Source organism: Bradyrhizobium sp. LTSP885 (assembly GCF_000938305.1).
GTDB lineage: Bacteria > Pseudomonadota > Alphaproteobacteria > Rhizobiales > Xanthobacteraceae > Bradyrhizobium.
This window is the reverse complement of the sequence record NZ_JYMT01000002.1, coordinates 160,584-178,183: the sequence shown is the minus strand read 5'-3', so window position 1 is coordinate 178,183 and position 17,600 is coordinate 160,584. Positions and strand designations below refer to the sequence as shown.

At 64.3% G+C, this 17,600-nt stretch carries 14 protein-coding genes; 5 read left to right on the top strand and 9 right to left on the bottom strand.

The window, feature by feature from the left end:
- Positions 1 to 146 precede the first annotated feature (146 nt).
- The 7 genes from UP09_RS00840 to UP09_RS00810 all read right to left on the bottom strand — a co-directional run bounded on the left by UP09_RS00840 (position 147) and on the right by UP09_RS00810 (position 8,810).
- Positions 147 to 893 carry an ABC transporter ATP-binding protein gene (locus tag UP09_RS00840; RefSeq protein ID WP_052832907.1) on the bottom strand — a complete coding sequence of 249 codons (747 nt, stop codon included), beginning with the start codon at positions 891 to 893 and terminating at the stop codon, positions 147 to 149.
- Entirely contained in the window at positions 874 to 2,673 is a 1,800-nt protein-coding gene (locus tag UP09_RS00835; RefSeq protein WP_044536095.1) for a branched-chain amino acid ABC transporter ATP-binding protein/permease, read from the bottom strand. Before UP09_RS00835 ends, UP09_RS00840 begins: the two co-directional genes overlap by 20 nt.
- A complete protein-coding gene (locus UP09_RS00830; RefSeq protein ID WP_052832906.1) occupies positions 2,673 to 3,542 on the bottom strand; it encodes a branched-chain amino acid ABC transporter permease in 870 nt (289 codons plus the stop codon). Before UP09_RS00830 ends, UP09_RS00835 begins: the two co-directional genes overlap by 1 nt.
- A gap of 21 nt (positions 3,543 to 3,563) precedes the next feature.
- On the bottom strand, positions 3,564 to 4,760 hold the full coding sequence (locus UP09_RS00825; RefSeq protein WP_044536203.1) for an ABC transporter substrate-binding protein: 1,197 nt from the start codon (positions 4,758 to 4,760) through the stop codon (positions 3,564 to 3,566).
- A 161-nt stretch (positions 4,761 to 4,921) separates the two neighbouring features.
- Positions 4,922 to 5,902, bottom strand: a complete 981-nt coding sequence (locus UP09_RS00820; RefSeq protein WP_044536094.1) for an NAD(P)-dependent oxidoreductase — start codon at positions 5,900 to 5,902, stop codon at positions 4,922 to 4,924.
- A gap of 12 nt (positions 5,903 to 5,914) precedes the next feature.
- A complete protein-coding gene (locus UP09_RS00815) occupies positions 5,915 to 7,768 on the bottom strand; it encodes a TRAP transporter large permease (protein ID WP_044536093.1) in 1,854 nt (617 codons plus the stop codon).
- A gap of 10 nt (positions 7,769 to 7,778) precedes the next feature.
- The gene (locus tag UP09_RS00810) at positions 7,779 to 8,810 is read right to left on the bottom strand and encodes a TRAP transporter substrate-binding protein (protein WP_044536092.1); all 1,032 of its coding nucleotides are present in this window, start codon (positions 8,808 to 8,810) and stop codon (positions 7,779 to 7,781) included.
- 172 nt (positions 8,811 to 8,982) lie between these two features.
- On the opposite strand from UP09_RS00810, the gene UP09_RS00805 reads away from it, so the two are divergent.
- Complete coding sequence (locus UP09_RS00805) at positions 8,983 to 9,729, top strand: FadR/GntR family transcriptional regulator (RefSeq protein ID WP_044536091.1); 747 nt, start codon at positions 8,983 to 8,985, stop codon at positions 9,727 to 9,729.
- 253 nt (positions 9,730 to 9,982) lie between these two features.
- On the opposite strand, the gene UP09_RS00800 is transcribed toward UP09_RS00805, so the two are convergent.
- Together UP09_RS00800 and UP09_RS00795 are read right to left on the bottom strand one after the other, a co-directional pair.
- The gene (locus tag UP09_RS00800) at positions 9,983 to 11,356 is read right to left on the bottom strand and encodes a serine hydrolase (protein WP_044536090.1); all 1,374 of its coding nucleotides are present in this window, start codon (positions 11,354 to 11,356) and stop codon (positions 9,983 to 9,985) included.
- A gap of 110 nt (positions 11,357 to 11,466) precedes the next feature.
- Positions 11,467 to 13,527 carry an adenylate/guanylate cyclase domain-containing protein gene (locus UP09_RS00795; RefSeq protein ID WP_044536089.1) on the bottom strand — a complete coding sequence of 687 codons (2,061 nt, stop codon included), beginning with the start codon at positions 13,525 to 13,527 and terminating at the stop codon, positions 11,467 to 11,469.
- A gap of 202 nt (positions 13,528 to 13,729) precedes the next feature.
- On the opposite strand from UP09_RS00795, the gene UP09_RS00790 reads away from it, so the two are divergent.
- The 4 genes from UP09_RS00790 (at position 13,730) to bufA2 (ending at position 17,531) form a co-directional block, all read left to right on the top strand.
- A complete protein-coding gene (locus tag UP09_RS00790; RefSeq protein ID WP_082069915.1) occupies positions 13,730 to 14,461 on the top strand; it encodes a cytochrome c biogenesis CcdA family protein in 732 nt (243 codons plus the stop codon).
- 137 nt (positions 14,462 to 14,598) lie between these two features.
- On the top strand, positions 14,599 to 15,063 hold the full coding sequence (locus UP09_RS00785; protein ID WP_044536087.1) for a DoxX family protein: 465 nt from the start codon (positions 14,599 to 14,601) through the stop codon (positions 15,061 to 15,063).
- A 100-nt stretch (positions 15,064 to 15,163) separates the two neighbouring features.
- Positions 15,164 to 16,954, top strand: coding sequence for a DUF255 domain-containing protein (locus UP09_RS00780; RefSeq protein WP_044536086.1), 1,791 nt, complete (start codon positions 15,164 to 15,166; stop codon positions 16,952 to 16,954).
- 313 nt (positions 16,955 to 17,267) lie between these two features.
- Positions 17,268 to 17,531 carry a BufA2 family periplasmic bufferin-type metallophore gene (gene bufA2 / locus UP09_RS00775; RefSeq protein ID WP_044536085.1) on the top strand — a complete coding sequence of 88 codons (264 nt, stop codon included), beginning with the start codon at positions 17,268 to 17,270 and terminating at the stop codon, positions 17,529 to 17,531.
- The last annotated feature ends 69 nt before the right edge of the window (positions 17,532 to 17,600 follow it).

Here is a 17,600-nt window from a genome sequence, read left to right as displayed (position 1 = left end):
CATCAACACCACCCTCCCGATCTGCTGTCCGTTTACAGACTCCGGCACGCCCTGGCACGATCGGGAGGCCGGTCACATGAGCCTATGAAGCCAGAATCGGCGTCCAACGCCAAGCCTTACCTTTAAGCGAGGCCGGGATAAGGCGCTCAATCCCCCAGCGCATGGCTTTCGTGCCCGAAATAAGCGCGCTCGAGCCGGTACGGCAGGTCGCTTTCGCCGGTCGGCGCCTCCAGCGCGATTGCGCCCTGCACCAGGGCATAGACGCGGTCGGCCGATGCCAGCGCCTTTTCCAGCAGTTGCTCGACCAGCAGCACGGCGGTGCCCTGCTGGCGCAGCCGGTCGATGACATTGAGGACGCGGTCGACCAGCACCGGCGACAGGCCGGCGGAGGGTTCATCCAGCATCAACAGCCGGGGACGGCGAACCAGGCCCTGCGCCACCGTCAGCATCTGCTGCTGTCCGCCCGAGAGCGCGCCACCACGCTCGTGGCGTTTCTCGGCGATCTCCGGGAAGAACGACAGTGCCTCCTCGATTCGCCCGCTGCGTTCGGCGCGCGGCAGGTCGTAGCCGGCGAGCAGCAGATTGTCGGTGACCGAGATCTGCGTGAAGACCCGATGGCCCTCGATCACATGCACGAGGCCGGCGCGCGCGGCATCGCGAGGCGTGGCATTGGTCATGTCGCGGCCATCGAACCGGATACGCCCGGCGGTGACCGGCAGCAGCCCCGACATCGCGCGCAGCAGCGTGGTCTTGCCGGCGCCGTTGGGACCGAGCAAGGCAACAACCTCGCCGGCGGCGATGGTGAGATCAATGCCGTGCAGCACGCGGATTTTTCCGTAGCCGGATTCCAGCGCGCGCACCGCGAGCAGAGGTTCAGCCGCCGAGGTAGGCACTGACGACCTCCTTGTGGATACGAATCTCCGCCGGCGTTCCCGCCGCCAGCGTGCGGCCGAGATTGAGCACGGTGACCTGATGGCAGATGTCGAAGATCAGATCGGCATGATGCTCGACCAGCAGCACGCCGGTGCCGCGGCTGCAGACCGCCTTGATCAGCGCAGCCAGCCGCGCGATCTCGTTATTGGAAAGACCTGCTGCGGGCTCGTCGAGCAGCAGGAAATCCGGATCCAGCATCAGCGCCCGCGCGATCTCGATGAAGCGCAACTCGCTGTGCTGCAGGCGATCGACGCGCACGTCGGCGAGGCTTTCCAGTCCGACGACGCTGAGCAGCGCCCGCGCCTTGGCGGCAAGCAAGCGTTCGTCCGCGCTATTGCGCGGCAAAGCAAGCATCGCCTCGACGAAGGTCGCCCTGCCCTCGATCGATCCGCCGATCATGACGTTCTCAAGCACCGAGGCCTCGCCGATCACGCGCGGTGTCTGGAAGGTGCGTGCGATGCCGCTGATGGCGCGCGACAGGGGCTGGCCCGCGGGCAGCACCTCATCGCCGAGCGTCATAGTGCCGGCTTTCGCGGCGTAGTAGCCCGAGATCACGTTGAGCGTCGTGGTCTTGCCGCTGCCGTTCGGACCGATCAGGCCGTGGATCTGGCCGGGCGCAACGTCGAGATCGAGCCCGTCGATCGCTTTCACATTACCGAAACTCAGCGCAATTCCACGCAGCTTCAGCGCCTTGCCGCCGGCCCGGCGGCGCACGATGTCGGCGAGAACAGCCGGCCGCGGAACGATGGCGCGGTTGCTCGCGAGCGGGCGGCGGTTGCGGAAATCGAGCAGCGCCGCGATGCCGCCGGGCATCACCAGCACGATCACCAGCAGCAGCACGGCGTAGAGAAATGTCGACCATGCCGCCAGAGGTGCGGCAATCTCCGGCAAGATGGTCAGGATGATGGTGCCGAGCATCGGCCCCAGGATCGAGCCGCGGCCGCCGATCAGGATCGCGATGAAGAACAGCACCGAGAGATCGAAGGTGAAGGCATCCGGCGTGATATAGGTCTGCAAGGTCGCGAACAGTCCGCCGGCGATCGCAGCGAGCGCACCGGCGAACAGGAAGATCGCGACCAGCATCTTTGGCTTTGAGATGCCGGTGGCTTCGGCGGCGACTTCGGCATCGCGCACCGCGATCAGGGCGCGGCCGAACCGGCTGCGCGCGATGTTGGCGCTCATCCAGGTGGTAACAGCCGCGAATGCGATGCAGAGGCCGTAGAAACCCCACGGCGTGTTGAACGGCTCCGGGAATTCGGGACCGGTGATGCCGATGCCGCCGCCGGTGACACTCTGCCAGGCCAGCGCGATCTGGGTCACGATGGTGGCAAAGCCGAGCGTCGACATAGCGAAGTAGAAGGTGCGCAGCCGCAGCGCCGGCAGGCCGACGATCACGCCGAAAATCGCCCCGATGCAGCCTGCGACCGGCAACGCGGCGAACACCGGAATCGCAGGCATCACATTGCCCGCGACCAGCACGCTCGTCGTGTAGGCACCAAGCGTCAGCAGCGCGACATAACCGATCGCGAGATGACCGGCGAACCCGACGACCAGGTTCAGGCCTGATACCAGCACCCAGTAGATCGCCATGCGGGTGCCGATCAGCGCCCAATAGTCGTTGCTGACGAATGGCAGCAGCAATGCGAGCGCGAGGATACCGAGGAACGGCGCGATGTGCGGCAAGGCCGCGCGCCAGGCGCCGCTGCCGGTCCGGGACGGAGTGGCAGTGAGCGCGGTCATCACACTCTCCGCGCGGTCGACGCGCCGAACAGTCCTTGTGGCGCGGCGAGCAAGACCACGATGAACAGCGTGAACACCGCAACCGAGGAGAAGATGCCGCCGACCAGGAAGTTCGCGGCCTGCTGGAACAGGCCGAGCGCCAGCCCGCCGATGATCGCCCCGCGATTGTTGCCGAGCCCGCCGAGCGCCACCGGCACGAAGCCGTAAAAATTCAGCAGCGCGCCATTGGCGAAGAAGGCGAGCAGCAATTGCCCGCCGGAGAAGCCCGCGATGCCGCCGACCACGCCGGCGAGCGCGTAGCTCGCGACCCGCAGATTGCGTTCCGGCAATCCGAGCGCTCGCGCCGCAAAATTGTCTTCCGCGATGGCCAGGAAGGCACGACCGACCAGCGTGCGGCGGTAGAGATATTCGAGGCCCAGAATCGTGACGGCGCAGGCCACAACCGGTAGCCAGAATTTCTCGTCGAGGCCCCCCTCACCCAGCCCAACCGCGCGCGGGAACGGCTGCGGCTCGGTGCCCCATTTGATCGCGGTGATCTGCTGGATCATCAGCGCAACCGCCAATGTCGACAGCACATAGAGGTGCTGGTCGAGATTCTTCAGTACCGGGCGCACCGCGACGAATTCGGTGATGACCCCGATCACGGCGCAGCAAGCAAGCGTCAGCAGGAAGCCTATGGCAATCGGCAGGCCCAGCTTCAGCGTGAACATCGAGCCGAACACGCCGCCCAACATGGCGAGCTGGCCGGCGGTGAAGCTCATCACCCGCGAGGTCGAGAACATCGTGTTGTAGGTGACGCCGACCAGCGCGTAGATCGCGCCGGCCGCGAGACCGGATGCAAGAATCGAGGTGAGCATCGAGGCGAGCATCGGCTGCGCCCTCCCCGTGACTTAGGTGTATCCCGGCGCCAGCGCGAAGGTGCCGTTCTTCGCGGTGCTGGCCTCCGACATCACGATCTCCTCGGTCAGGTAGCCATTATGCTCGGTCGGCGAGAAATGGAAGTTGCCGAAATAGCCGGGATAGGTCGACAGCGTATTCCAGTATTTGATGATGTCAGCGCCGTCGGTCGAGCCACTTTCCGCAACCGCCTTGGCAATCAGCTCGATGCAATCGATGCCGCCCGCGATCCACCACAGCAGCGTGTCGTTCAGCGCGACGTTGGCCTTGGTCAGGCGCGCGACCAGATCCGCGCTCTTCGACGGCAGCTTGCCGGCGCTGTCATAGCTGCAGCTCTTGTAGCCGATCGCATAGACCTTGTTCCAGTTCTCCGGCTTGGCGACGAGGTTGGCGAGCTCGCCCGACGCCAGCGAGGGATGACCGACAAAGGGAACGTCCCAGTTCAGCGCGGCGCGGGTGTTGAACATGCGCGCCTCCATGCCGGTCGAGACGCTCCAGACCACGATCGCCTCGGCGCCGGCGTTCTTGGCACGCAGCATATCCGGCGTCATGTCAGGCTGGGTCGAATCGACATTGGCTTGATAGACCACCTCGGCGCCGTCCTTCTTGAAGGCCGTGACCGACGCGCCAACCGCAGTGACGCCGTATCCGGTGGTGTCACCGATGACTGCGACCTTCTTCACCTTGAGTATCTTGAGACAATAATTGCGCACCGCATCGTCCCATTGGCTGTTTGATGGCGCGATGCGGAACGCATTGGGGAACTTGACCGGATCGATCAGGGTCTCGACGACGCAGGGGTGAAGGTCCGGCATCTTGGCGCGCGCCATGATCGGCGTGGTCGCCAGCGCCTCGCCCGAATTCAGCGGTCCCCAGATCGCATGAACCTTGGCCTGGCTGATCAGCTCCTGGGTGGCGTTGACCGCCTTGGTCGGATCGCCCTGGGTGTCGCGCATCACGAGTTCGATCTTGCGGCCCTTCACCCCACCGGCGCCGTTGATGGCGTCAACGGCAAAATTGACGCCGCGATTGAAGCCGACGGTTGGTGCCGAGCTCGGACCGGTGATCGCCGCGAGGCAGCCAATCCTGATCGGTTCGGTCTGTGCAATCGCAGGCGCCGGGAAAGAGAACGATGCGGCGCCGAGTGCGCCGGCGCTGCCCAACAAAACGTCACGGCGTGAAACGGCCATGTGATGCACTCCCTCTTTGGGGCGCCCGTCGTTGATCGCGGACGTCCGTTTGTTCATTATCCACGGCTTCAATGGCTGCGGTTTCGGTCAACCCAAGTTTGAGCCTGACCCAAACGCCTTGTCCAGCCCCCATCCACGCATTGACTCGCAACCTGCGTTCATCACTTTGGCCGCCGCGTCCACTGATCGGCGTTGACGGCACCGACTGGAATTTCACCGGCAATGATCTTTGCGACCTGGCGCACGGTCTCCGACGATTGATGCTCGATTGCCTGCGGCGTCAGGCCGCCGACATGCGGCGTCGCGATGACGTTGGAGAGCTGCGCAAGCTCCGGTGACGGCATCTGGTCGAGCGCGCGGCCGACATCCATCGCCGCCCCGGCAATCCGGTTGTCGCGCAGAGCGGCCGCAAGCGCGACCTCGTCGACCAAATTGCCGCGCGACAGGTTGATGAAGAACGCGTTCCGTTGCATCCGCGCCAGCGCCGCCTCCCCGATCAGATTCTCGGTCTGCGCATTGGCGACCGCAAGACAGACGACGTAGTCGGCCTGCGCCAGCAGATCGTCGAGCGGCAGGTGCCGGATCGCGGCGTCGTCGATGATGGCGAAGGGATCGGCGACCAGCACCTTCATGCCGAGCACCTTTGCGATCTCGGCGAGAGCGCGGCCGATGGCACCATAACCGATGATGCCGATGGTGCTGCCGGCCAGCTGCCGGCCCATCACGACGTCGGGGCTCCTCCCCGCATGGTAGTCGGCGGTAGCGCGCGAGACACCGCGCGACAGGTCGACCATGAAGCCGACCGCGAGCTCGGCGACCGACTGGATGAAACCGGGGCTTGCCTGCGTCACCAGCACGCCAGCGGCGGATGCAGCTTCGACGTCGATGTTGCGGATATCGACAGCGCAGCGCACGAAAGCACGCAGTTTCGGCAGCAGCGGAAATATCTCACCGGGGCCCGGCGTCATGCGGTCGGCGACGATGATGTCGACATCAGCAGCGGCGCTCACCAGGGCTGCCGCGTCGAGCGCCACGTCGCCCTCATGCAGCTTGACATCAGCCACCCCACGCAGGCCGCTCAGGCTCTGTTCGCCATAATAGTCGCGGCGCATCTGCGGGGTGTGGGCCAGCAGCACTTTCACGATCGCACTCTCCTAGTAACCCAGCGCACGCGGCAGCGCCGTGCTGATGGCGGGCACGAAGGCGATCACCAGCAGGCACAGCAGCAGCAGGCCGAGATAGCCCAAGATCGGCTTGATGGTCTGCTCGATCGGCACATTGCCGATCAGGCAGGCGCCATAGAGCCCGAGGCCAAGCGGCGGCGCGAACAGCCCGAGCCCCATCGAGATCACAAGCACGACGCCGAAATGCAGGGGGTCAATGCCGAGCTTGACCGCGACCGGCAACAGCAGCGGCCCGAAGATGATCAGCGCCGCGGCACCTTCGAGCACCGAGCCCATCACTATCAGCACCGCGATCGACAACAGCAGGAACAGCCAGACGCCATGGCTGCCGGAGACCGAGAGCATGAACTCGCCGACCGCATGCGGCACCTGCTGCAGTGTCAGGATGAAGGCGAGCGACTGCGCCGCCGCGACGATGAACAGCACCAGCCCCGAGCGCGTCGCCGATTGCACGAAGCAGTGCGCGAGGCTCCTCACGCCAAGCTCGCGGAACAGCAGGCTGCCGACGGCAATCGCATAGACCGCGGCGAAGGCCGAGATTTCGGTCGCGGTGGCAAAGCCGCTCTTGAAGCCGAAGAAGATCATGAAGATCAGCCCGAACGAGGCGATCGCACCGGTCCACAGGCCCGACACCGCCGCGCGCGGTTCGGCTTCGCTGACTACCGCCGGGCGCTTGCCGAAGATGATCGACACCGCGATCAGCGCCACCGCCATCAGCGCGGCCGGCAGCATGCCGGCGACGAACAATCCACCGATCGAGAGGTTGGCAACGAAGCCGAGGATGATCAGATTGATGCAGGGCGGAATCGTCTCCGCCATGACAGCCGACGCGGCGAGCAACGCCACCGCGCTGCCCGGGTTCTGCCGCGAGCGCCGCGCCGCCGGGATCAGCACCGAGCCGACGGCCGCGACATCGGCCATTTTCGAGCCTGAGATGCCCGAGAACAGCACCATCGATATCACCATCACGACATTGAGCCCGCCGCGCATCCGCCCAACCCCACGCTGCAACAGCTCGATCAGCCGCACCGACATGCCGTTGGCTTCCATCAGGTAGCCGACCAGGATGAAGAACGGGATCGCCAGCAGCACGAAATTGTCGATGCCCCGCGCCATCTGCTGGGCGAAGATCACGCCGGGCAGCGTGCCCTCGACCCAGAGGAAGATCAGCGCCGCCAGCGCCAGCGCAAATCCGATCGGCAATCCACCGACCAGCGTGACGAAGAAGCCGACCAGCATCAGCGTTTGCGACGACGGCACCGACGACGGCGCAAATGCGTCCCAGGCCAGATAGACGCCGGCGATCACCCCGGTCGCGACGATGCCTGCGATCATGTCGCGCAGCGGCCGGCTGCAGAACAGTTCGAAGGCGAAGATCGTCATGAACAGCGCGCCGACGCCCATCGGATAGAACGTCCATTCCAGCGGCAGGCCGGAGCCCGATGTCTGCCCGGTGGTCAGCCAGCCCATCTTGAGAGCGTTGAACGCGACATAACCGGCGACGATGGTGACGAGCAGCGCGCCGACGGCATCGACGACACGCCGCGCGCTTCCGGGCAGCATGTCGACGAAGAAGGCGACGCCGAGGTTCTCGCTGCGCGCCAGCGCGCTGGCCGCGCCGAAGAAACTCGACCCGACCATCAGGCCGCGGGCGACGTCGTCGGACCACTCGACCGGTGCATTGAACAGGTAACGAGCCAGCACCGAGACGCAGACCACTACCAAATCGGCGGCGAGCAGGATCGCGGCGATCGCGTCGCTCAAGCCAAGCAGCGGCGCCGTGATCCGATAACTGGTGCCGGGTGCGACTGCGGCGACTGACATCGCGACGGCCTCAGGCCTGGGTCGCGCGGATCATGTCGACGACGGCCTTCGCCTCCGGCCGCGCCTTGATGAAATTGTCGGTCTGCGGCAGCACACGCTTGCGGAACGCTTCCTTGTCGCATTCCACGACAGTGACGCCCTTCTCCACCAACGCCGCCAGCGCTTCCTTCTCCACCGCAAGGCCGTGAACGCGGGTATCGATCGCAGCCTTTTTAGCGGCGTCGAGGAAGCCCTCGCGCAGCTTGGGGTCCATGCGATTGAATGTCGTGTCGCTGAAATAGACCGCGAGCGGCGAGAAGATATGCTGAGTCAGCGCGTAGTTCTTTGCGGTCTCGTAGAACTTGCTGGCGAGGATGGTCGGCGGGTCATGCTCGAGCCCGTCGAGCACACCGGCCTGCAGCGCCGTGTAGATCTCGCCGAACGCCAGCGGCGTCGCCGCCGCGCCCATCAGGCGCAGGCATTCGGTGATGATCGGGTTCGGCAGGGTACGGATCTTCAGCCCGGCGAGATCCTCCGGCGTCTTCACCGGCTTCTTCGACAGCACGCTGCGGGCGCCGAAATTGTAAGCCCAGGCGATGATGCGGATATTGCCGCCCTTGAGCAGCGCATCCTCGATCGGCTTCGCCGCACCCGCGTCGAACGCCTTGGTCTGCTGCGGGAAGCTCGAGAAGAGGTAGCCGAGGTCGAAGGTGCCGACCAGCGGCACGAGGTTGGCCGAGATCGACGAGCCCGAGACCATCAGGTCGATCACGCCGAGCTTCACCGAATTGATGACGTCGATTTCCTGGCCGAGTTGGTTGTCGGGGAAGAAGGTGACGTCGATCTGCTCGCCGAGCCCGTTCGCTTTGATCTGCTTGACGAGATTGTCGTAGTAGACGCGGCCGTTGGCGAATTTGAGATCGTTGGGCAGCGACGACGAACATCGCATCTTCATGGTCGCAGCCTCGGCACGCCCGATCAGCACGGGTGCGGCGGCAAGCCACGCGCCGGCTCCGACCGACGACTGCAACACAATTCGGCGGCTCAGGCGCTTCGACATCATGGTGCTCCTCCCCAGGAACGCATTGTTGTTGCCCGTCGCATTGATTGCAGCGAGCTTGGCAGGCTATTTGTCATAATGTATGACAAAACAAATCCGGTTGCGCAAGTCCGCAACCGGATTGTGCAAGGGCGCGGCCTGCCGACGCACGCACCAACCGCAACGAGGCTCCCCGATGTTCCAGACCTCCAACGTGTTGCGTCGGAACGTGCACAGCCAGGTCACCGACCGGGTCGGCGGCAGCATCGTCCGCGGCGAGATCGGCATCGGCGAGACGCTGCCGCCGGAAATGCAGATCTGCGAGATGATGGATGTCAGCCGCACCGTGGTGCGCGAGGCGATCCGCACCCTCACCGGCAAGGGCCTGATCGAGTCGCGGCCGAAGAGCGGGACGCGTGTCCGTCCAGCCGAGCAGTGGAATCAGCTCGATCCCGATGTGCTGCGCTGGCACCTCGAGACATCGGATATGGATCAGTATCTGGCAAAACTGTTTCAGTTGCGCACCGCGGTCGAGCCGGCCGCCGCAGCGCTTGCCGCGGTCCAGGCCAGCGAGGAGGATATCGCGCGCATCCGCGCCGGCTGTGACGGCATGGACGCGGCTGAAATCAACGAGGAGTTCGTCGTCGCCGACATCGCCTTTCACCAGGCGATCTATTTCGCGACCCGCAACGAGTTCTTCTGGCCGATCGCCCAGATGTTCGAGATCACCTTGCGCCAGAGCTTTGCAATCGCTGCGACCGGCTCGCACCGTCCGCGCGCCCTGATCGAGCACCGCGCCGTGCTGGATGCGATTGCCGCGGGCGACGCGGACGCCGCGCGCGAGACGACGGTCGTGCTGCTGGCGCATTCCGCCGACGATCTGGTGCGGATTCGCGGCCGCGAATTCGAGACGACGGCGCCGCGGCCTGCGCGCAAGCGGTGATGATCGTGATAAGCGCACTGCCCTCCCCCACCGTCGTCCCTGCGGAAGCAGGGACCCATAACCACAGGATTGGGTTGTTAGATGAGCTGGGGCCACAGCGTCGCGCAGCAATCAGCATTTGTGGTTATGGGTCCCGGGTCAAGCCCGGGACGACAGCGCGTGTGTGGCAACACTTGTGAGTCATACACTCGCATTCTCGCGACATTGATTTGTCCGAGCTTTGCATTTCGTCAATGATCGTGCTCGACCCCGGTCAAGGTGTCCGCGGGCAATACTGATACCTGCCGCCCTGATGCCAGAGCAGCCGGTCGACCCTTCCATCCTTGTCGCGCAGAAATATCCCCTGCGCGTCGACCATCCGCATGAAGAAGCGGTTCTCGCTCTCGGCAAATAATTCAAACTCGGGCTGTCCGGTCCCGCGCACGAACAGCCTTTCCGACTCGGCGCGGATCGTCAGCGCGAAATTCGGTCCCAACTGGTAGACGCCCGCGTAGGCCGCAAGGATCGCAGGATCGACCGTCACCTCCGGAGGATATTGGGCGAGTTTGCTCGCAGGATTAGCCAGGTTGAACCCGATGTCGTTGACGGAATTTGCCGTGTTGGACAACACAACCGCACCGGAGCGCAGCGAGGTGGAGTACCCGACAAAGGTGCCGTATCCGCCGGTCATGCCGTCCTTCCAGACGATCTCATCCTTGTTGGCCGACAGGATGAACCAGCCAAGGCCGACTTCCCACCTCGGAACGTTCGTTGGGCGGCGGGTTTGCAGCAGCAGATCGATCGCCGGGCGCAGCGGTGCGCCAGCGCCGGCCATGCAGGTCGCATTCATGAACTTGACCAGGTCGTTGGCGGTCGATCGCAGCGCGCCGGCACCGGCAAGCGTGGGAATATCCCAGTTCGAGGCCGGCTTGAGATTGGAGAGATGCCCCTGCGCCAGGCGCTCGCGCATTGAGGCGGTCAGCGATATCCGCGTATCCGCCAGCCCCAGCGGCGCGCAGACCCGCGACACCACAAGGTCCTCGTAACTCATGTTGGCCCGCAGCGCGAGCACATGCCCGAGCAGGCCGAATCCCAGATTGGAATATTCGTAATGCGTCCCCGGATCGAAGCGCAGGGTGTGGCCGGAGAGAAACGCGTAGAGCTGTTCGACGGTGTAGGCCGCATAGGGATTGTCACCGTCGGCCGGTATTCCGTCGGGGACGCGCGGCAGGCCGGATGAATAGGTCGCAAGGTCCAGCAATGTGATCTGCTTTCCGCTGCGGGCCGGCATCTTCACATCCGTGGGAAGAAATTTCGCGGCCGGATCGTCGAGGGCGACCTCGCCACGCGTCACCATCTCGGCCAGCAGCAACGCCGTGAAGACCTTGGTGATCGAGCCGATCTCGAACACGGTGTCGCCGTCCAGCGCCCGATCGTTGGCCGCGCCGCTGTGGCCATGGGCCACCGTTTTCTGGCCGGTGGAATCGAATACGCTGGCGACGATGCCGAGGCTTTGGCGGGCTCGATCGACGCGATCCCGCAGGATATTTCTGATGTCCTCATCCGGCGCGAAGCCGGCATACGCCCGCACCGAACAGACCGCGCTCGCGATCGTTCCGAGAAGAAAGTCCCGACGCGCAATCACCATGGCTCTCCCGGCAGGCGGATGCACCGCCTCGAATTGTAAGGCCGTCCGCGGTGGTGGCAAGGGAGCGACGTGCTATCAACAACACTTGAAGAGACAGATTTGACGACGGCCTACTTGGTCCGCGCCACACTGGTGCCGTCCCAATCCGCATCCGTGGGATTGGCGAGCTGATGCTGGCAGCGCGCGATCATCTGCGTTGATGCGGCATCCCCGCCGCGCAGCGCCAGGGTCTTCTCGAACGCTGTTATCGCCGCGGTGAAATCACCGGCGCGCCATGCTGCGAGGCCGGCTTCGTAGGATGTCACCCAATCGGGAGGCGTTGCGCTTTGATCGGCCATTCCGATCAGTTCAAAGATCTGCAAGCCGCCGGCGCGGCCGTAGACCGCGAGCCGGTCGAGCTCGCGGACCAGAATGCGATCGCCCGCCAGCCGCCGCGTCGCCTCGCCGATGATGATGGTCGAGCCATAGACTTTGTTAGTGCTCTCGAGGCGGCTTGCGATGTTCACGGCGTCGCCGATCACGGTGTAGTTCAGCCGCACCTCCGAGCCGATATTGCCGACCAGCATGTCGCCGGAATTGATGCCGATGCGGATCCTGATCGCCTCGCCGGTGTCGTCGACCAGGCCGGCCTGTGCAACCGCACGCTGGCAGGCGAGCGCCGCCCGGCAGCAATCGACGGCATGACCGAGATTTTCCGAAGGCGCGCCCCAGAACGCCATCACGGCGTCGCCGATGAACTTGTCGATGGTGCCGTCTTGCTTCTGGATCTCGCCCGAGACGGCATCGAAATAGCGCGACAGCAGCGGGATGATGCGGTCGCCCGACCGCTCCGACATGCCGGTGAAGCCGGCGAGATCGATGAACATCACACTCATCGGCCGCACCGCGCCGCCAAGCCGCGCACCGTTGCCGTCGCTGACCAGCCGCCGGACCAGATCGGCCGGGATATATTTGCGGAACGCGGCGAGCCCCTGCGCCATATCCCCGATCGCCCCCGACAGGTTTTCAATTTCGGTCAGCCGCGACGGGTGCCGCTCCACCTTGTCCAGATCGAAGCGTTCGACATGCCTGATCTCGCCCATCACCTTGATCAGGGGCGCCGCGATCAGGCGCTGGGCGAGCCATGCCGATACCAGCCCGGCAAAGACGATCAGGATCGCCAGGCCGATCAGCAATTTCCGAATGGTCAATTGTACGGGACCAAGAAACTCCGACTCCGGCACCACTGTTACCAGCGACCAGCCCGGGAACGAGATCGGCGTCAGCACGGCCTTGTAGGCCTTGCCATCCCGTGTCACCTGGGTGTGAAACGGCTGTCCTTCGTTCGGATTGTAGGCACTCCCGGCCTGCCGCATTGCATCGACTGCGACGGGAAACAGCGGATGATCGGTTTTCAGTGCGTTGAGTTCATTGGCGTCCGGATCGGGGGACGCCACGGCGCTGCCGTCGCGCTCCAGAATGAAGGCGCCGGCGGATTTTCCGACCGTGAGCTGCGACAGGAAATTCGAAACCCGCGTCAGTTCGATGATGATGGACAGAACGCCGGTGGCCTTTTGATCGACGTCGATCGGCGCAGCAAACGCCGCCGCCAGCCGCTCGCCGCTGGGAAGCGTCGTCAGCGTGGACCAGTGCTCGTCATTGGTTTCCATGGATACGCGAAACCATTCCTGATCGGCGACCCGATATTTGGTGTCCTCGATCTGGCTGCTCTTGAGCCGCAGGTCATTGCCGACAAATTCGTAGCGGTCGCGCCGCATCTTCGCATCAGACGTGTTGGCGTCGGGCGTGATCTCGAACATTTCGATCACGGCGTCGCCAAGCTTGTGTCCGGCAAAGAACGATCCGTCCGGCCATCCGAATGCGACCCAGGAGATGGTCGGTTCAGACAGCAACTGCGATTTGAAGACGAATTCGCGCTTTTCGGCGTCACGCGCCTCGAACACTTTTCCGGCCAGCAGCGTGCGCACGGCCATCATCGACGATCGCGCTTCGGTCGTGATCGACTGCAGCTCGTCGCCTACGGCGGAGACGATCTGGTCGTTAATGGTGTCGGCCAACGTCTGGCTGACCCGTTGTGCGGTGCGCCACCACAGCAGATGCACGCCGACGGCGCTGACCACGATCGAGGTCAGCACGAGGGCGGAGATGGCACTGCGGATGCCGATGCGCATTGGATAACCCGGTTTCGCGGTATCTCTACCGCATTACGGAACATATCCGCATTTTGTTTCGCCGGCGCGGACGCAAGTCGGGACTCAAGCCGGGACTACGGACACGGGCCTGTGACCATAGTTGAACCGACCAATAACGAAACTTCTGGATTGTTGACTGCGTACACGCCAAGACAGGACAGTTACCCTCAAAGGCTCACTGATGCACGACGTCTCGATCCCGGCGGCCTTGATCGCCGGCCTTGTCAGCTTCCTGTCGCCCTGCGTGCTGCCGCTGGTGCCGCCCTATTTGATCTATTTGACCGGTGCGACCATCGAGCAGGTCAACCAGGACGGGGCGACGGCGGCCTCCAAGCGCGCGGTGATGATTGCGGCGCTGATGTTCGTGCTCGGCTTCTCCACCGTGTTCGTCGCGCTCGGCGCCAGCGCGTCCTTTGTCGGCGGCCTGATCCGCGCCTGGTCGGCCGAGCTCTCGATCCTGGCCGGGATCGTCATCATCATCATGGGCCTGCACTTCCTCGGCGTGACCCGGATCGGGCTCTTGATGCGCGAAGGGCGGCTGACCGCGCCCAAGCCGATCGGGCTGTGGGGCGCCTATGTCATGGGCCTGGCCTTCGCGTTCGGCTGGACGCCGTGCATCGGGCCGATCCTGGCCGCGATCCTCTCGATCGCCGCGGGAGAGGCCACCGTAACCAGGGGCGCCGGGCTCCTTGCGGTATATTCGGCGGGACTCGGCATCCCGTTCCTGCTGGCGGCCTTCCTGGTCGAGCAGTTCTCCTCGCTGTTCGCCCGGATGAAGCGGCAGCTCCACAACGTCGAGCGCGCGATGGGCGTGCTGATGGTGATCACCGGCATCGCCTTCCTGACCGGCAGCGTGTCGACTGTCAGCGTTTGGCTATTGGAAACCTTCCCGGCGCTGCAAAATATCGGCTAAGCCGCTGTAACAAGCGCCTCACTTGAACGAAACTCCTCCCATGACGCGGCCGTAGCTTTCGGCTCGAGCCGATTGACGCGCGTTCGCCCTGAACGCCGGCGCAGGCCGCGTGACGACATGTTCGAGAGGGGTTTCCCATGAATTTCATCGTCAACCTGCTGATTTTGCTGCCGGCGCGGATCGCGGCGTATTTCTCCTGGGCCGGGCCGCTGATCATGCGGATCATCGTCGGCTACACCTTCATGCTGGCCGGCTGGGGCAAGCTCACCAACCTCGCGCAGGTCACCGCGAACTTCGTCGACTGGGGCATTCCCTTCCCCCACATCCTCACGCCGTTCGTATCGGGCGTCGAATGCTTCGGCGGCGTGATGCTGATCCTCGGCCTGTTCACCCGCATCCCCGCCGCGATGCTGGCGGTGGTGATGCTCGTCGCGATCAAGTCGGCGAAATGGGGCGACGTCGATTCGCTGGAGACGCTGTTCGGCTTCGAGGAGATGACCTACTTCGCCGCCTTCATGTGGCTGGCGATCGCAGGCCCCGGCGCCGCCTCGCTGGATCGCCTGCTGGTGAACGCAACAGGGCATCCGAAGGAATCGACCTGAGGGGAGTCGACCTGAGACGGCGGCTCACAATCCCGTGACATCGCGAGCCCCGATCCCGGCGGGCGCGTAGCTCCCAACGCCTCGTGCTCCAGGAGCCGCCATGAAACTCGTCCGCACCATCGCAATGCTCGCCGCGCTGACCGCTTCGCCCGCGTTCGGGGCCGACGGGCCGGCATGGGGCGACTGGAACAACGATCTGTTCGCGCACGCCACGGCCAAAAAGCGCTTCGTCATCCTCGATCTCGAGGCGGTGTGGTGTCACTGGTGCCACGTGATGGAGAAGACCACCTACGCCGATCCGACGGTGCAGGAATTGCTGTCGGCGAAGTATCTCCCGGTCCGCGTCGACCAGGACGCCAATCCGGATCTGTCGAGCCGCTATGGCGATTGGGGATGGCCGGCGACCATCGTGTTCGCGCCTGATGGCACCGAGATCGCGAAGATCAGGGGCTATATCGAGCCGGAGCGGATGCAGGCGCTGCTCAAGGCCATCATCGACGATCCCTCGCCGGGCCCGTCGGTCGGCGAGGCCTTCGAGGTCAAGCCGACGACGTCCGCTTTCCTGACCAAGGAGCAGCGCACCGAGCTGACGAAGAATTTCGACGAGTCCTATGACGACAAGCTCGGCGGCTGGGGCGAGAACCAGAAATATATCGACGCCGACAGTTTCGACCTCTCGCTCACCCGCGCCGAGGCCGGCGATGCCATTGCCGCCAAGCGCGCACGGCAAACGCTGGACGCCGCGGTGGCGCTGATCGATCCGGTGTGGGGCGGCGTGTTCCAGTACTCGGAGGCCGGCAGCTGGAGCCATCCGCATTTCGAGAAGATCATGTCGTTCCAGTCGCAATATCTGCGGCAATACAGCCAGGCCTATGCGCTGTGGAAGGACCCGAAACATCTCGCGGCGGCGCGCAACGTCGAGCGCTATCTCACGAGTTTCCTCCTGAGCCCTGACGGCGCCTTCTATGTCAGCCAGGATGCCGATCTCAACCACGATGTCGACGGCCACGCATACTACGCGCTGCCGGACACTGAGCGCCGCAAGCTCGGCCTGCCCCGCATCGACAGCAACCTCTATGCTCGCGAAAACGGCTGGGCGATCTCGGGACTGGCGGCCTATTACGACGTCACCAACGATCCGAAGGTGTTGGCGATCGCCGAGCGGTCGGCCAAATGGGTGCTCGCCAATCGGGCGCTGCCGGATGGCGGTTTCCGCCACGGCGACAAGGATCGCGGCGGCCCGTTCCTCGGCGACAGCGTCGCGATGGGCCAGGCCTTCCTCGATCTCTACGCCGCGACCGGCAACCGCGATTGGCTGACCTCGGCCGCCAAGGCCGGGGATTTCGCCGCGACCTTCCGCGACGAGGCCGGCGGCTTCTTCACCTCGAAGACATCGGAGGGGAAAGCGGGCGTGTTTGCAAAACCCGCAAAACTGATCGACGACCAGATCCTTCTCGCGCGCTTCATGAACATGCTCAATCGCTACTACGGCACCGAGGCCTATCGCGAACAGGCCGCGCACGCGATGCGCTACCTCAGCGCTGCGGCATCAGACATGCAGCGGCCGCTGCCCGGCGTGCTGCTCGCCGATGAGGAGCTGGCGGTCGAGCCGACGCATATGACGATCGTCGGACACAAGGATGACAGCCGCGCGCAGGCGCTTCACGCCATCGCCCGCGCCCTGCCCGACCGTTACAAGCGGCTCGATTGGTTCGACCCGCGCGAAGGCAAGTTGCCGAATCCCGATGTCGAATATCCCGACCTCGGCGAGCCCGCGGCCTTTGCCTGCAGCAACCGCATCTGCTCGTTTCCCTCGTTCAATGCGGCAGAACTGCAGGCGAACGTCGCGCAGATGGCCAAGCTGAAGCCGGCGCGCGCAGCCCAGAACTGATTCAATCCGGTTGTGCAACGCAGCATGTACATCGCCCGGACGCAATGAAATACTCCCGGCGCCGCGGGGTTCAACATGAACGGGTTGTCCAACCGGCCAAAACAAAATTTTCTTTTGAAACTCTGTAACCAAATCACCTGACGTCCCGTAGCTGTTTTTGGAAGAGCATTCAGACCGCGGAAGCACCGTCCTCCGACCGCCGCTGCGATCTGATTGTTTTCCGAATGTCCACTCGTTGTGGTCTGGGATCGAACGATCGTCGGATGCCCACAGCGTCACACTCAGTGTTCAAACAACCATCGAGGAGATCGTCATGAAGTTGAATTCCAAGTCCGGTGCGACGCTCGCAGCCGCTGCTGCCACCCTGTTCCTCGCCGGCGCGGTGGTCACGACCACCACGACTTCAGCGAGCGCTGCCCAGGGCAAGTGCATGGCCGGCAACGCCTGCAAGGGCCAGAGCGCCTGCAAGGGCGGCGCCAATGCCTGCAAGGGCCAGAACGCCTGCAAGGGCACCGGCTTCTCGATGACATCAGAGAAGAAGTGCGCAGCGTCGGGCGGCGCCTACGTCAAGGGCTGATTGTCCCGGATCGATGCAACGAAGGCCCGGCGCTGCCGCCGGGCCTTCTTCTTTGCGAGCCGCCACGAA

Excerpts from the sequence above, each read along its gene's own strand:
- UP09_RS00835 (WP_044536095.1), bottom strand. The coding sequence starts at position 2,673 with ATGACCGCGCTCACTGCCACTCCGTCCCGGACCGGCAGCGGCGCCTGG.
- UP09_RS00830 (WP_052832906.1), bottom strand. The coding sequence starts at position 3,542 with ATGCTCGCCTCGATGCTCACCTCGATTCTTGCATCCGGTCTCGCGGCC.
- UP09_RS00825 (WP_044536203.1), bottom strand. The coding sequence starts at position 4,760 with ATGGCCGTTTCACGCCGTGACGTTTTGTTGGGCAGCGCCGGCGCACTC.
- UP09_RS00815 (WP_044536093.1), bottom strand. The coding sequence starts at position 7,768 with ATGTCAGTCGCCGCAGTCGCACCCGGCACCAGTTATCGGATCACGGCG.
- UP09_RS00810 (WP_044536092.1), bottom strand. The coding sequence starts at position 8,810 with ATGATGTCGAAGCGCCTGAGCCGCCGAATTGTGTTGCAGTCGTCGGTC.
- UP09_RS00805 (WP_044536091.1), top strand. The coding sequence starts at position 8,983 with ATGTTCCAGACCTCCAACGTGTTGCGTCGGAACGTGCACAGCCAGGTC.
- UP09_RS00800 (WP_044536090.1), bottom strand. The coding sequence starts at position 11,356 with ATGGTGATTGCGCGTCGGGACTTTCTTCTCGGAACGATCGCGAGCGCG.
- UP09_RS00795 (WP_044536089.1), bottom strand. The coding sequence starts at position 13,527 with ATGCGCATCGGCATCCGCAGTGCCATCTCCGCCCTCGTGCTGACCTCG.
- UP09_RS00790 (WP_082069915.1), top strand. The coding sequence starts at position 13,730 with ATGCACGACGTCTCGATCCCGGCGGCCTTGATCGCCGGCCTTGTCAGC.
- UP09_RS00785 (WP_044536087.1), top strand. The coding sequence starts at position 14,599 with ATGAATTTCATCGTCAACCTGCTGATTTTGCTGCCGGCGCGGATCGCG.
- UP09_RS00780 (WP_044536086.1), top strand. The coding sequence starts at position 15,164 with ATGAAACTCGTCCGCACCATCGCAATGCTCGCCGCGCTGACCGCTTCG.
- bufA2 (WP_044536085.1), top strand. The coding sequence starts at position 17,268 with ATGAAGTTGAATTCCAAGTCCGGTGCGACGCTCGCAGCCGCTGCTGCC.